This is a genomic window from Sphingomonas sp. ABOLE (genome assembly GCF_003950455.1).
Taxonomy (GTDB): domain Bacteria; phylum Pseudomonadota; class Alphaproteobacteria; order Sphingomonadales; family Sphingomonadaceae; genus Sphingomonas; species Sphingomonas trueperi.
This window is the reverse complement of sequence record NZ_QQWY01000067.1, coordinates 1-13,638: the sequence shown is the minus strand read 5'-3', so window position 1 is coordinate 13,638 and position 13,638 is coordinate 1. Positions and strand designations below refer to the sequence as shown.

The 13,638-nt window shown below is 69.6% G+C and carries 14 protein-coding genes and 1 pseudogene; 9 read left to right on the top strand and 6 right to left on the bottom strand.

Going from position 1 to position 13,638, the window contains the following annotated elements; translation table 11 throughout:
- Both CA234_RS23250 and radA read right to left on the bottom strand, forming a co-directional pair.
- A pseudogene (locus tag CA234_RS23250) lies at positions 1-403 on the bottom strand (hypothetical protein); the annotation flags it as partial.
- Between the two features lie 366 nt (positions 404-769).
- Positions 770-2,149 carry a DNA repair protein RadA gene (radA, locus tag CA234_RS23245; protein WP_126002866.1) on the bottom strand — a complete coding sequence of 460 codons (1,380 nt, stop codon included), beginning with the start codon at positions 2,147-2,149 and terminating at the stop codon, positions 770-772.
- 105 nt (positions 2,150-2,254) lie between these two features.
- Here radA and CA234_RS23240 point away from each other — a divergent pair, with 105 nt between their 5' ends.
- The 5 genes from CA234_RS23240 to CA234_RS23220 all read left to right on the top strand — a co-directional run bounded on the left by CA234_RS23240 (position 2,255) and on the right by CA234_RS23220 (position 5,886).
- On the top strand, positions 2,255-2,833 hold the full coding sequence (locus tag CA234_RS23240; protein ID WP_125978308.1) for a CvpA family protein: 579 nt from the start codon (positions 2,255-2,257) through the stop codon (positions 2,831-2,833).
- A 124-nt stretch (positions 2,834-2,957) separates the two neighbouring features.
- A complete protein-coding gene (locus tag CA234_RS23235; protein WP_126002865.1) occupies positions 2,958-3,392 on the top strand; it encodes an iron-sulfur cluster assembly scaffold protein in 435 nt (144 codons plus the stop codon).
- Positions 3,392-5,173 (top strand): cation:proton antiporter, encoded by a 1,782-nt coding sequence (locus tag CA234_RS23230; protein WP_126002864.1) that lies wholly within the window; start codon positions 3,392-3,394, stop codon positions 5,171-5,173. Before CA234_RS23235 ends, CA234_RS23230 begins: the two co-directional genes overlap by 1 nt.
- Positions 5,174-5,188: 15 nt before the next feature.
- On the top strand, positions 5,189-5,530 hold the full coding sequence (locus CA234_RS23225) for a DUF423 domain-containing protein (RefSeq protein WP_125978314.1): 342 nt from the start codon (positions 5,189-5,191) through the stop codon (positions 5,528-5,530).
- On the top strand, positions 5,527-5,886 hold the full coding sequence (locus CA234_RS23220; RefSeq protein ID WP_125978316.1) for a hypothetical protein: 360 nt from the start codon (positions 5,527-5,529) through the stop codon (positions 5,884-5,886). Before CA234_RS23225 ends, CA234_RS23220 begins: the two co-directional genes overlap by 4 nt.
- Positions 5,887-5,931: 45 nt before the next feature.
- Here the strand turns inward: CA234_RS23220 and CA234_RS23215 are convergent, their stop codons facing one another.
- Both CA234_RS23215 and CA234_RS23210 read right to left on the bottom strand, forming a co-directional pair.
- A complete protein-coding gene (locus CA234_RS23215) occupies positions 5,932-6,075 on the bottom strand; it encodes a DUF2256 domain-containing protein (protein ID WP_125978318.1) in 144 nt (47 codons plus the stop codon).
- A 4-nt stretch (positions 6,076-6,079) separates the two neighbouring features.
- Positions 6,080-7,957: a M1 family metallopeptidase gene (locus tag CA234_RS23210; protein ID WP_126002863.1), complete on the bottom strand. Its 1,878-nt coding sequence runs from the start codon at positions 7,955-7,957 to the stop codon at positions 6,080-6,082.
- A gap of 111 nt (positions 7,958-8,068) precedes the next feature.
- Here CA234_RS23210 and CA234_RS23205 point away from each other — a divergent pair, with 111 nt between their 5' ends.
- The gene (locus tag CA234_RS23205) at positions 8,069-9,052 is read left to right on the top strand and encodes a methyltransferase (RefSeq protein WP_241213664.1); all 984 of its coding nucleotides are present in this window, start codon (positions 8,069-8,071) and stop codon (positions 9,050-9,052) included.
- 118 nt (positions 9,053-9,170) lie between these two features.
- On the opposite strand, the gene aroB is transcribed toward CA234_RS23205, so the two are convergent.
- Positions 9,171-10,268 (bottom strand): 3-dehydroquinate synthase, encoded by a 1,098-nt coding sequence (aroB, locus tag CA234_RS23200; protein WP_125978322.1) that lies wholly within the window; start codon positions 10,266-10,268, stop codon positions 9,171-9,173.
- Positions 10,265-10,804: a shikimate kinase gene (locus CA234_RS23195; protein WP_125978324.1), complete on the bottom strand. Its 540-nt coding sequence runs from the start codon at positions 10,802-10,804 to the stop codon at positions 10,265-10,267. The genes aroB and CA234_RS23195 overlap by 4 nt, the downstream gene beginning before the upstream one ends.
- A gap of 74 nt (positions 10,805-10,878) precedes the next feature.
- On the opposite strand from CA234_RS23195, the gene CA234_RS24535 reads away from it, so the two are divergent.
- The 3 genes from CA234_RS24535 to CA234_RS23185 all read left to right on the top strand — a co-directional run.
- The gene (locus tag CA234_RS24535) at positions 10,879-11,016 is read left to right on the top strand and encodes a hypothetical protein (RefSeq protein WP_164521922.1); all 138 of its coding nucleotides are present in this window, start codon (positions 10,879-10,881) and stop codon (positions 11,014-11,016) included.
- Positions 10,997-12,820, top strand: a complete 1,824-nt coding sequence (locus tag CA234_RS23190) for a hypothetical protein (protein ID WP_241213663.1) — start codon at positions 10,997-10,999, stop codon at positions 12,818-12,820. Before CA234_RS24535 ends, CA234_RS23190 begins: the two co-directional genes overlap by 20 nt.
- On the top strand, positions 12,817-13,638 hold an 822-nt coding region (locus CA234_RS23185; RefSeq protein WP_125978326.1), incomplete at its 3' end, for a tyrosine-type recombinase/integrase. The genes CA234_RS23190 and CA234_RS23185, both read left to right, overlap by 4 nt.

The window sequence follows — 13,638 nt, the reverse complement described above, 5'->3', positions numbered from 1 at the left end:
GCGTCGGGGTGGGGGTCGGCACCGGCGTTTCGATGCCGAGCGGCGGCGCACCGCCGCCACCGCCGCCGCCCGTGCCGCTGGGCACAAGCGAGTTGCCGGTGAAGCTTGCCGGACCCGGCGCGGGAACGACGTCTGCAAACGGCGACAGCGAGTCGAAGCTCGAGGGGAGCCCGGCCAGGTCGATCGGCGGGGCATCCGCCGGCAGCGGCAGCGATGCCGGCACCGGTGCCTGATCGGCGGAGAGATCGAAGGCCTTGGGCGTCGCCACGCCATTCTTGGCCAGCGAGTCGGGCGTCAGCGCGTCGCGCGGGTTCTTGGCGACTCGGCTATATTTACGCTTGCCCTTCAGACTGTGTGCGCCAGCTTCGCGAACGCCCGGCGAGCGCGCGGACAGGACCGACAACGCCTTTGAGGCGTCTTGCACTGCAGCAGCAACCACCGGCACCGCGATCCCGGCGGAGGTCGCTGAAAGAAGCGAAATGGTTGCCGCAGAAGCGCTTAGCCTGCGAAGTGCCCGTGATCCGAAGCTTTGCTTGCCCTTTTTCAAGTTACTGCTCCCGCCCCCTGTTGCTCGCAACTGCGAAGAGCCCCCTTAACTCTTTTGCAACTACGGCAGATATTGACGACAATAAACGAAGTTGCAGCTAAATAGTTCCTTCGAGCCATGACGGCAACAGCTTAAGGGGTTGCCGTATCCCGACCTGTTCGCAACTGTATCAAAGCGGCCAGGATTGCACCAGCATAATTACGCATTCGTGCAGATATGGAGCTATTTGCCCAAGAGCTGATCGACCAAGCTATTGAGATTCCTGTAGTCGGATACACGCAACGGCAGAGGATCGCCAGCCTTCGCGTGCGGTGCGGCAGGTGCCAGCGCGCGTTCGAAGCCCAATTTGGCGGATTCGCGCATCCGCAGCGCAGCATGCGCCACCGGACGGATTTCGCCGGACAGGGCGATTTCGCCGAACACCACCGCATCGGCCGGAATCGGCCGCTCGGACAATGCAGAGACGAGCGCCGCCGCCACCGCCAGATCGGCGGCGGGATCTTGCACGCGGTAGCCGCCGGCGATGTTGAGATAGACTTCGCAGGCCGAGAAGCTCAGCCCGCAGCGCGCCTCCAGCACCGCCAGTACCATCGAGAGGCGCGGCGAATCCCAGCCGACCACCGATCGCCGCGGCGTCGCGCCCGAAGCCAGCCGCACGGTGAGCGCCTGTACTTCGACGAGCACGGGCCGCGTCCCCTCCAGCGCCGGGAAGACGACGGTGCCGGTGACGGTCTCGTCGCGCTGGGTGAGGAACAGCGAGGAGGGGTTGGCCACCTCCGCCAGCCCCTCGGTCTGCATCGAGAAGACGCCGATCTCGTCGGTGCCGCCGAACCGGTTCTTCACCGCGCGGAGAATGCGGTAGAGGTGGCTGCGCTCGCCCTCGAAGGCGAGCACCGTGTCGACCATATGCTCGAGCACGCGCGGACCCGCGATCGAGCCGTCCTTGGTGACGTGCCCCACCATCACCAGCGCGGTGCCGCGCTCCTTGGCGAAGCGGATCAGCTCCTGCGCGCTGGCGCGGACCTGGCTCACCGTGCCCGGCGCGCCTTCGATCAGGTCCGAATGCATCGTCTGGATCGAATCGATGATCAGCAGGTCGGGCGGGGTGGTCATGCTCAGCGTCGTCAGGATGTCGCGCACCGAGGTGGCGGCGGCGAGCTGCACCGGTGCCTGGCCGAGGCCCAGGCGCCGCGCGCGCAGCCGCACCTGGTCGGCGGCTTCCTCGCCCGAGACATAGGCGACCGAGAGCCCGCGGCTGGCGATCTTGGCGGCGGCCTGGAGCAGCAGCGTCGACTTGCCGATGCCGGGATCCCCCCCGATCAGCGTCGCCGATCCCTCGACAAAGCCGCCGCCAAGCGCGCGATCGAACTCGGCGATACCGCTCGGCATCCGCTCGGGCAGGGCGACCTCGGCGTCGAGCCCGGAGAGCAGGATCATCCGCCCGCCCGATTGCAGATGGTGCTTGGCCTGGAACGGCGTGGCGGGCCCGCCGGCTTCCTCGACCAGCGTGTTCCACTCCGCGCAATCGGCGCATTGCCCCGCCCATTTCGAGGTCACCGAGCCGCAGGCCTGGCACACATAGCGCTTCTGGAGTTTTGCCATGGGCATGCTGTAGCGCGACGGAAACGAAAAGGGAACGGGTGCCGCGGTGGGGGGGCTCCGCACGCCGCCTCTTTTCCCGGTGCGCCACACTGCTATGGAGCGCGCATGACCGGGCTCGACATCGTCACGCTTCTCATCATCGCAGGCGCCGCCATCCTCGGCTTCCTGCGCGGCTTCACCACCGAGGTGCTGGCGTTCCTCGCCTGGATCCTCGTGGTGGTGGCGGTGAAGTTCTTCCATGCCGGGCTCACGGCCATATTCGCGCCGATGATCGGCACCGAGGGCGGGGCGGCGGTGCTCGCCTTCGCGCTGCTCGCCGGGGGCAGCTATTTCGGCGGGCGGCTGATCGCCAACACGCTGGGCGGGCAGATGCGCAACTCGGTGCTGGGGCCGATCGACCGCGCACTCGGCGTCGGCTTCGGGGTTGCCAAGGGGCTGATCCTGGTCAGCATGGGCTTCCTGGTGCTGATGCTGGTGCTCGACACGTTCGAGGGCGGGCGCACGCACCGGCCGAAATGGATCACCAAGTCGGTCACCTACCCGCTGCTCGACACCACCAGCGCCGCGATCGGTGATTTCGTCGACCGGCGGCGGAAGGGCGAGCCTGTGTTCGGCGGCGACAATGCGAGCGTGGGTTCGGAGGACATGGGCGAGGTCCGGCCGCGGAAGCGCAAGGCGGATTGACCTGCTGCCCTCCCCTTGGAGGGGAGGATCGAGTCTGCCGAGGCGCGAGCCGCCGGCGCAACCCATACGAAAGGCGGGTAATTGGCGCTCGCAACTGCGGGAAGGCTACCCTAGATCAAAGGGCATGAACGCCCCGCTCTACAATATGGAAATCCTGCGCCTCGCCGCCGCGATCCCGCATCACGCACGACTGGAACGGCCCGGCGGCACGTCCGAGAAGCGCTCGCCGGTGTGCGGGAGCCGGGTGACGGTGGACATCGCCGTCGACGAAACGGGCAAGGTGGCAGAGGTCGGCATGCTGGTCCGTGCCTGCGCGCTGGGACAGGCATCGGCAGCGCTGATGGGCGAGGCCGTGGTCGGCCGCACCCCTGCCGACATTGCCGTAGCGCGCGACCAGCTCACCGACTGGCTTGCCGGCGAGCGCGAGGTGCCGCCCGAATGGCCGGGCATGGCATTGTTCGTCCCCGCGCTGCCGCATCGCGGCCGCCACGCCTCGATCCGCTTGGCCTTCGAGGCCGCGGCCGAGGCGGCGGCGCAGGCGGCGGAGGCACGGGTCTGATGGAGCATGCGTCCGACGGTTCGATTCTCGCCGACGCAGTGCCGATGCTCGGCTTTGCGCTGTTTTTCGTGCTGCTGTTCCGGCGGCTCGGACTTGGTGCGACGCTGGGCTTTCTCGTCGCCGGCGCGCTGGTCGGCCCGCACGTGCTGCGGCTGGTCGGCGATGCCGAGGGCAAGATGGGCATTGCCGAGCTCGGCATCGCGCTCCTCCTGTTCCTCGTCGGGCTCGAGCTGAGCCCGTCGCGGCTGTGGCGGATGCGGCGCGACATCTTCGGCCTCGGCTTCCTGCAGGTGGCCCTGTGCGGCATCGCGATCGCGGCGATCGTCTGGGCGGTGACGGGCTCGACGCTGGCCGCCGCGCTGGCGCTGGGACTGCCGATGGGGCTGTCCTCCACCGCGCAGGTGCTGCCGCTGCTGCAATCGGCAGGCCGCCTGCGCACCCCGTTCGGTGAGCGCGCCTTCGCGATCCTCCTGTTCCAGGACCTGTCGATCGTGCCGCTGATCACGATCGTCGCCGCGCTGTCGCGCAACCCGGCCGACCAGGGCGGCCCGCCGGGCTGGCTGCTCGGTCTCTACACCGTCGGCGCGATCGTCGGGCTGGTGGTGGCGGGGCGCTTCCTGCTCCGGCCGCTGTTCCGGTTGATCGGCAATCTCGACGAGCGCGAGATGTTCGTCTTCGCAGGGCTGCTGACGGTGATCGCCAGCGCCGCGGTGATGGAGGCGCTGGGGCTCTCCGCCGCGCTCGGCGCGTTCATCGCGGGCGTGATGCTCGCGGACTCGCCCTTCCGGCACGAGATCGAGGCCGATGTCGAGCCGTTCCGCGCGATCCTGCTCGGGCTGTTCTTCGTCGCGGTGGGGATGACGCTCGACCTCCACGCGATCGCCGAGCGGCCCTTGTTCGTCGCGGGTATGGCGCTGGCGCTGATCGCCGCCAAGGCGGCGCTGATCATGGGGCTGGCGCTGCTGTTCGGGATGAAGCCGCGCGGGGCGTTCGCGCTCGGCGTGCTGTTGTCCCAGGGCGGTGAGTTTGGCTTCGTGCTGTTCGCCCAGGCGCAGAAGGCGCTGCTGATCGAGCCTCAGGCGGCCAGCGTGTTCAGCGCGATCGTCACGCTCTCGATGGCGACCACGCCGTTCCTGATGATGGCCACCAGGCGGCTGCGTGCCGAACCGGTCAGGGCCGGGGCCACGCCCGATGGTCCGCGCCAGGAAGGCGCCAATGCGGTGGTCGTCGGCTATGGCCGCTTCGGCCAGACGGTGGCGCAGATGCTGATCGCGCAAGGGATTCCGGTGACGATCATCGACCGCGACGTCGAGATGATCGAGACCGCGGGCAGCTTCGGCATGAAGGTCTATTACGGCGACGGCACCCGCATCGACCTGCTCCGCCAGGCGGGAGCGGGGGAGGCCGAGCTGCTGATGTTCTGCCAGGACGGCGACGCGATGGACACCGAAGTGGTGGAGGGGGTGCACGCTGCCTTCCCCAACGCCAGCATCTTCGTGCGGGCCTATGATCGCCGCAGCGTGATGAAGCTCAACGGCGCGCCGCTGTCGGGCGTGGTGCGCGAGGTGCTGGAGAGCGCGATCGTGATGGCGCGGCGGGCGATGGACGCGGTGGGCGTCGACGGCGCCGAGATCGACCGGACCGAGGCCGAATACCGCCGGACCGACATCGCCCGGCTCAAGGCGCAGAAGGAAAGCGGCGACATCTACGCGGGGCGCGACGGCATGTTCAGCCAGGCGTCGGCCGCCACGGCGGCGGTGCAGGATCGTGGCGATGGTTGATCGGGGAATATTCGCATGAACTGGATCGCGATACTGGCGGCGCTTTCGGGCGCGATGGCGGTGGCGGCCGGGGCCTTCGGGGCGCATGGCGCGCAAGGGCAGGCGGTCGAGTGGCTCAAGACCGGCGGGCAGTATCAGCTCGTGCACGCGGTGGCGGCGCTCGTCGCGCTGCAGTTCGGCGCGCGGGGGCCGGCGGCTCTGTTCGTCGGCGGCGGGTTCGTGTTTGCGGGCACGCTCTACCTGATGGCGCTGGGCCTGCCGCGTTGGCTCGGGGCGGTGACGCCGATCGGCGGCGCGGCGCTGATCGTCGGATGGCTGTGGCTGGCCTGGGCGCTGGCATCCAAGGTAGCGAAATGAGCGAGGTGCAGGCGCCCTGGGACGCGGCGCAGGTCCGGCTTTGGCTCGAACGGCGGATCAAGGCCGCGCGCGCGGACCAGGACGTCGCCGACCGCTACGGCCGTGACCGCGAGGACGACTATGACAAGGCTGCCGCCGAGGAATGGGTGTGCGAGCAGCTTCGCCACAGCGACGCGGTCGAGGATCAGGCGCGGCTGGGCGAGGCGGTGAAGGCGCTGCTGGCGAAGGACGATTTCTACCGCGCGGGGGTGCGCAACGACCAGCGTTTCGAGCGCGAGGTGAAGGCCTATCTGCGCAAGCTCACCAAGATGACGAAGACCAACACCGGGTTCGGCAAGACGCTGCGCTATCAGTGATGGTTTTTAAGCCCCTCCCCTTCAGGGGAGGGGCTTGGATTTGAGTCACTTCCCCGTCCGCCGGCACCGCTCCGAACAGTACACAACGCTATCCCAGTCCCGCTCCCACTTCTTCCGCCAGGCGAAGGGGCGCTGGCAGACCGGGCAGGTCTTGCTGGGCAGGTCCCGCTTGGCGACGCCGCGCGGCATGCGATCAGTCCGCGCCGACGATCTTCGCCACGCCCGCCGCGACGGTGGGATGGTAGCGCGCCTTCGAGGCCTCGTAAAAGCGCCGCGCGATCGGCGTGCCCCAATCGCCCTGCGCCATCAGGTCCTTGTAGATCGGGTAGATCAGCAGGCCCCGGCCGACGCTGCTGACCAGCTTCTCGATGCTCGGCACCGCCGGATCATAGCGGTTGGCGATCGCCAGCTCGCCCCAGGCCGAGCGGACATAGGCGTTGTTCGATGCCGACAGCCCCAGCGTCTCGTCCAATTCCTTGAGCCGCGTCGGCGTCTGCTGGCGGTTCAGCCCGTTGAGGAAGCGCAGCCATTGCTGCGTCGCCCAGCCCTGCGGATGCACTGCCGAGACTGGCCCGCCGGCATTCACCGCCGCGAGCGCGGCATCGACCGCCTTGAGCGTCGCCGATTGCACGTGCACCGCATTGTTCGGCAGGCCGGCGGCATAGGCCCATTTGTCGAGCTGGAGATTGGCCTCGAGCCCGGCATCGCCCTTCACCAGATGGGCGCGCAGGTCCGCCAGGAAGCCGGCGGTGGTCTGCGGCTGGAAAGCATGGCGGTCGAAATAGCCGCGCAGATAGACGTCCCAGCGCGCGCGGCCGACGGTGCGCTCGATCGTGCGCAGGAAGGTCGATCCCTTGAAGTAATCGAGCTGCCCGAAGGTCGCGCCGGGATCGCCGTGCAGCCGGGTCGTCGGCGCCTCCATGCCGCCGGCATCGGCGATGTCACGTCGCAGCCCGTCCCATTCGAGATCGGCGTCGGTCGCGGCGCGCTCCTTGCCGTAGACCGCTTCCATGATGCGGTTCTCGAAATAGGTGGTGAAGCCCTCGTTGAGCCAGCTGTCCGACCAGGTCGCGTTGGTGACGAGGTTGCCCGACCAGCTATGCGCCAGCTCATGCGCCACCACGTCGACGTTCGACTTGTCGCCGGTGATGATGGTCGGCGTCAGGAAGGTAAGGGTGGGGTTCTCCATGCCGCCATAGGGGAAGCTCGGCGGCAGAACGAGCATGTCGTAGCGGCCCCAGCGATAGGGGCCGTAGAGCGCCTGCGCCGCGTCGATCATCTTCTCGACATCGGCGACTTCCTTCGCGGCGGCGGCAAGCATGCTCGGCTCGGTCCACACGCCGGCGCGTGGGCCGACGGGCTGGAAGGCGAGGTCGCCCACCGCAAAGGCGATCAGGTACGGCGGCACCGGCTTGTCCATCCGGAAGCGGAACTTGTGCCAGCCCTTGCCTGCCGGCACGCCCTTGGCGCCGTCGATCCGCTCGCCGCTCGCCACGGCGACGAGATCGGCGGGGACGGTGAGGGTGGCCGACCAGGTCTGGCGGATGCCGGGGCTGTCCTGGGTGGGGATCCAGCTGCGGTTGTTGATCGGCTGGCCCTGGCTGAACAGATAGGGCTTCTTCTTGCCGGCGGTGAGCGCGGGGGCGAGCCATTGCAGCGCCGAGGCGCCGGGCGCGGTCGCGTAGTGGACCACGATCTTGCGCGCGCCGTGCAACTGTACGGTGAGCGGCGCGCCGAGATCGGGCTTGGCCGTGCCGACCGCGAAGGGCAGCGGCTTGCCGGCGGCGTCGGTCACCTTGGTGATCACCAGCCCGTCGTCGTCGAGCACGATCTCGGTCGCGCCGGGCGCGGCGAGGATGTCGAGCGTGGCGGTACCGCTGAGCGTCTTGCGCGCGAAATCGGCGCGCAGATCGAGCGCGACATGGGTGACGCGCGCCACTTCCGGTCGCGCATAGGTCCACACGTCCTTCGCCTCGGGCGTGGTGAGGATCGGCGCGGGGGCGGTCTGCTGGGCGAGGGCGGGGGAGACGAGCATGGTCGAGGCGGCGAGGGCCAGGGCTAGGATGCGCATGCCACCGAGCTAGGCGCTGCCGCCGCGCAGGGCAAGCGGTTGCCACGGATCAATCACATGGCGCCGGACCCTCTGCGGACCCGTAACGTTGATGCGGGAGGTTAAAAGGGGATGCGCATGGAATGTCTGGTGGCGGAGCGGCCGGTGACGGCGGAGGACGAGGCGGCAGTGCTGCGCGACCTGATCGCCTACCTCAAGCAGCGGAAGTACCAGTTCATCACGCCGACGCCCGCCACCCATGCGCGCGTGCTCGCCCGGTCGGATCGGCAGCGGGCCGCCGACCTGCGCGACGTCTTCGGCTGGAGCCTGCCCTTCGTGCGCGATCTGCTCGATGCATCGCTGCTGGAGGCGCTGGAGGCGGCCGGGCTGATCGAGGCAGCCGCCGGGGACCAGCTGCGCAGCAAGGTCCGCGTGTCGACGCTGGGACGCGACCTGCTGGTCCATTCCGCCTATCCCACCGACGACACCGACGCGGTGTTCTTCGGCCCCGACAGCTACCGCTTCGCGCGCTTCATCGCCGACGAACTCCGCCGCTGTCCGGAGCGCGAGGGTTCTACGCTGGTCGATATCGGCACCGGGGCCGGGGCAGGGGCGATCGCCGCCGCGCATCGCTGTCCTCGAGTCGACATCGTGATGACCGACATCAACCCCGCTGCGCTGCGGCTGGCGCGGGTGAATGCGCAGGCGGCGGGCGTCGCGGCGCGCTTCGTGCAGGGGGATGATCTGTCGGGGATCGCCGGCGAACTCGACCTCGTCTTGGCCAATCCGCCCTACATCATCGACCCCGTCGGCCGTGCCTATCGCGATGGCGGCGCGCTGCACGGCGCCGGGGTGGCGCTGGCGATGGCGTGCGAGGCGGTGCCGCGGCTGGCGGCAGGCGGACGGTTCCTGCTCTACACCGGCAGCGCGATCGTCCGCGGGGCAGATGCGCTACACGATCGGCTGGTGCAGATCGCCGCGGCGGAAGGCTGCCGGCTGCGCTACGAGGAGATCGACCCGGACGTGTTCGGCGAGGAGCTGGAAACCGCGGCGTACGCCGATGTCGATCGCATCGCGCTGGTGACCGCGGTGATCGAGCGGCCGAACACTTGTTAAGCCCCTCCCCTTCAGGGGAGGGGTTGGGGTGGGGCGGTGTCTCACCGAGAGCAACGGAGGTTCTGGAATCCCTCCACCCCCAAACCCCTCCTCCCAGGAGGAGGGGCTTAAGATCGTTTCACCGAACTCCGTCCAAAAACGCTGCGACCTTGGCCAGGTCCACGGTCTTGTCCAGGTACGTCTGCCCGATGCCGCGGGCGAGCAGGAAGGGCAGGGTGCTGCCTTCCATCTTCTTGTCGTGGAGCATGTGGCCGACCAGCGTCGCGCCGTCCGCCGTCACGCCGGCCGCCGTCAGCCCGTCCGGCAGCCCCACCGACCGCAGATGCGCGGCCACCCGCGCGGCATCCTCGGCCGGGCACAGTCCCTGTTCGGCCGAGAAGGCGAAGGCCAGGGCCATCCCCGCGGCCACCGCCTCGCCGTGGAGCAGCTTGTCGGAGAAGCCCGTCTCGGCCTCCAGCGCATGGCCGAAGGTGTGGCCCAGGTTGAGCAGCGCCCGCGTGCCGGTCGTCTCGCGCTCGTCCGCCGCGACGATCCGCGCCTTGGCCGCCACCGAATGGCCGATCGCATGCGCCCGCGCCGCCGGATCGCCCGCGAACAGCGCGGCGGCATTGTCCTCGCACCACGCGAAGAAGCCAGCATCGTCGATCAGCCCGTATTTCGCGACTTCGGCATAGCCCGCGCGCAGCTCGCGCTGGGGCAGGCTGTCCAGCACCTGCGGGTCGATCAGCACCACCGAAGGCTGGTGGAACGCGCCGACCAGGTTCTTGCCCGCGCGCGAATTGATCGCGGTCTTGCCGCCCACCGAGCTGTCGACCTGCGCGAGCAGCGTGGTGGGGATCTGGACGAAATTGCAGCCGCGCTTGAGGATGCTCGTCGCGAAGCCGACCAGGTCGCCGATCACGCCGCCGCCCAGCGCGATCACCTGGTCGCTGCGGACGACGCCCTGTTCGAGCAGCCAGTCGGTTACCGACTCGAGTTGCGCCCAGCTCTTGGTGCTCTCGCCCGCCGGCAGCGTCAGCACCGGCGCGGTCACGCCCGCCGCGGCGAGGCTGGACACCAGCGTGTCGCAGTGCGCCGACAGGTTGGTGTCGGTGATGATCGGCATCGCGCGACCACGCGACAGCGGAGCGAGCACTTCCCCCGCACGCGTGAGCAAGCCGGGTTCGATGCGCACGTCATAGCTGCGTGCGCCCAGGGCGACGGGGATGGTGGTCACTTGCGCAGGGCCTTCAGGATCGCTTCGACGGTGGTTTCGTGCGGTGCGGCTACGCTGGAGACGCGGATCTGCGCAAGCGCGTAAAACGGGTTTCGCACCTTGGCGAGCTCGGTAAGCGTCGCCAGCGGGTCCTTGCCGCGGAGCAGCGGGCGGGTATCGCGCCGCCGCACGCGATCGGCGAGCACCGAAGGCTCGGCATCCAGCCAGATCGCAATCGCCTGGTCGAGGATCAGCGCCCGCGTCTCGTCGTTGATGAACGCGCCGCCGCCGGTGGCGATCACCTTGGGCGTGCCGTCGACCAGTCGGGCGATCACCCGCCGTTCACCGTCGCGGAAATGCGGTTCGCCGAATTTGGCGAAGATGTCGGAGACCGACATGCCCGCCGCCGATTCGATTTCCGCATCGGCATCGACGAAGGGAAGCCGCAGGCGCTGGGCGAGGCGGCGCCCTACCGTGGTTTTGCCGGCACCCATCAGCCCCACCAATACGATCGGCTTGCCGGTCCAGCTGTTCAATTGCGCATGCGTTTGTAACATCGTGCGAAGGGCTATACAGCGAGGGACCGTCTCGGGCAAAAGGCCCGTACCGCTCAAGGAATGGACTGTTTTTCATGCCGCGTATGCTTGTCGTGTTGCTCGTGATTTTGGTGGTTCTGGTAGGCGGCATGTTCGCGCTGGCCGGCCGCAACACCGTCAAGGAGCCGGTGCGCATGGAGAAGGCGGTCGCGCTTGAAAACCTCGCCAACTAGGGCGTCGCGGCTCGCGATCGCGGCGGCCCTGCTCGCGGCGATCGGGGTTCCGGCGTTCAGCCAGCAGCAGAAAGCGCCCGAATCGCTGTTGCCGCCCGGCTTCGACCAGCCGGCGCCGCGGCCGCAGCCTTCGCCGCGCCCGAGCCCGAGCCCGGCCCCGAGCCCGTCCTCCAGCGCCGCGCCGGTTACAGCGCCGTCGCCGAGCGGTGACGTGGCGCCCGTCGGCGGCGACATGGGGCCCGACGCCTTCGACGTCGAGGAGAGCAACGCCAGCGTGGCGGTCGCGCCGGCGATCGATCTCTCGCAATATGACCTGCCCAAGGGGGTGCGTCGGCCGCTCGACCGCATCGGCATCCTGGCGGCAGGCAATGCGCCGTTTCCGGCCGATGCGTTCGGCGACGTGGCGGGTGCCACCCAGGTGACGCTGATGCGCCGGCTCGACGCGCCGGTCGCCTCGCGCTGGGTGTCGATCGCGCTGCGCCGCGCGCTGATGTCGCCGCTCGATACCCCGAGCGGGATCGACGGCGCCGATTATGCCGCCGAGCGCGCCTGGCTTCTCCTCCGCATGGGCGAGGCGACGGCGGCGCGCGGCCTCGTCAGCTATGTCGATATCGACGACTATACCAATGCGCTTGACCGCGTCGCGATGCAGGTCGCGCTGGCGACCGGGGATCCGGCGGCGGTGTGCCCGATCGTCGACGATGCGGCGTCGAACATTCCCGATCGCGGCTGGGCGCTGGCGCAGGCGATCTGCGCGGGGCTCGCCGGCAAGCCGAGCGAGGCCGACCAGCGGCTCGATGCCGCAAGCAAGGGCAAGCCGCGCAACGACCTCGATACGCTGCTCGCCACCAAGGTGGTGGGCATGGGCATCGATTCGCGCCGCGCGGTGACGATCGACTGGGTCGGCGTGCCGGCGCTCTCGGCCTGGCGCTTCGGCATGGCAACCGCGGCCGGGGTGGACATCCCCGACAATCTGTTCGCCACGGTGGGGCCGGAGTTCCGCTACTGGCAGGCGCTGTCGCCCGCGGTGGCGCCGGTCAACCGCGCCGGCGCGGCCGAGCTGGCGGCGGCGGCGGGGGTGCTCTCCAATGCGGCGCTGGTCGATCTCTATGCCGAGCTCGACCAGGCGAGCGACGTTCCCGATCCGCTGCAGAAGACGGTGCGCGACCTGCGCGGCGCCTATACCGGCTCGGCCGCCGAGCGGGTGCAGGCGATGAAGAGCCTGTGGGATGCCGCCGAAAGCCCGCGGCTGCGCTATGCCCGGCTGGTGCTCACCGCCAAGGCGGCCGCCTGGATCCCGGCGAACAAAAACGCGGCCGAGCCCGACCGGCTGATCGCGGCGATGCTCTCCGCCGGCTATGATTCGGCAGCGCTGCAGTGGCGCGGCGTGGTCGCGCCGGGCAGCGAGGGCTGGGCACTGCTCGCACTCGCCGATGCGGGCGGGCCGATCGGCTATAGCGATTTTGAGCGATATGCAGGGGCCGCCAGCCCACGCAAGGCGGCGATGCTGCTCGCCGGGCTTGCGGGTCTCGGGCGACTTTCCTCGACCGACGCGCAGCGCGGGGCCGAGGCGACCAAGGTCGCCATCGGCGGCGTCAACGCCTGGACTCAGGCGATCGACCGCGCGGGCGCGGCCAACCAGCCCGGCATGGTCGCGCTTCTCGCCGGGGTCGGCATGCAGTCGCCGCGCTGGGACCAGGTGACGCCCGAGGCGCTCTACCACATCGTCGCGGCGATGCGCGCGGCGGGGATGGCCAATTATGCCCGGATGGTCGCCGTGGAGGCGGTCACCCGCGCCGAATGAGCGCCGATCGCGACCTGATCGAGCGCTTCCTCGAAATGCTGCGCGCGGAGACGGGCGCGGCGGCGAACACCATCGCGGCCTATGGCACCGATCTCCGCCTCGCCTCCGAGGCACTGGGCGGTGACTTGGCGGGTGCAGGCCGCGCCGAGATCGAGCGGCTCGCCGGCGGCTGGGGGGAACTCGCGCGCGCCACGGTGGCGCGCAAATCCTCGGCATTGCGCCGCTTCTTCGCCTTCCTGGCGGAGGAGGGGCATCGTGCCGACGATCCCGGCGCCGCCCTCCCGCGCCCCGGTGCCGCGCGGCGGCTGCCCAAGATCCTCAGCACCGGCGATGTCGACGCGATGTTCGCGGCGATCGCCGAGCGTCAGGCGCGGGTGCCGCCCGATCCGCTCGACCTGCGGCTCGCTGCGCTGATCGAGCTGCTCTACGGCTCGGGGCTGCGCGCGACCGAGCTCGTCTCGCTTCCCCGGAATGCCATCCATCCCGATCGTCCCTTCCTGATCCTCAAGGGCAAGGGCGGGCGCGAGCGGCTGGTGCCGATCTCCGATCGCGCGCGGGCTGCGGTCGCCTTGTGGCGGGGGCAGGTGCCGCCGGACAGCCCCTGGCTCTTCCCCTCGGGCAAGAAGCACCTGACGCGCGTGCGGCTCTACCAGATCGTCCGGGCGCTGGCGGCGATGGCAGGCATCCCGCCCGAGCGCGCGAGCCCCCACGTCCTCCGCCACGCCTTCGCGACGCATCTGCTCGAGGGCGGGGCGGACCTGCGCGCATTGCAGGCGATGCTCGGCCATGCCGATATCGCGACGACCGAGATCTACACC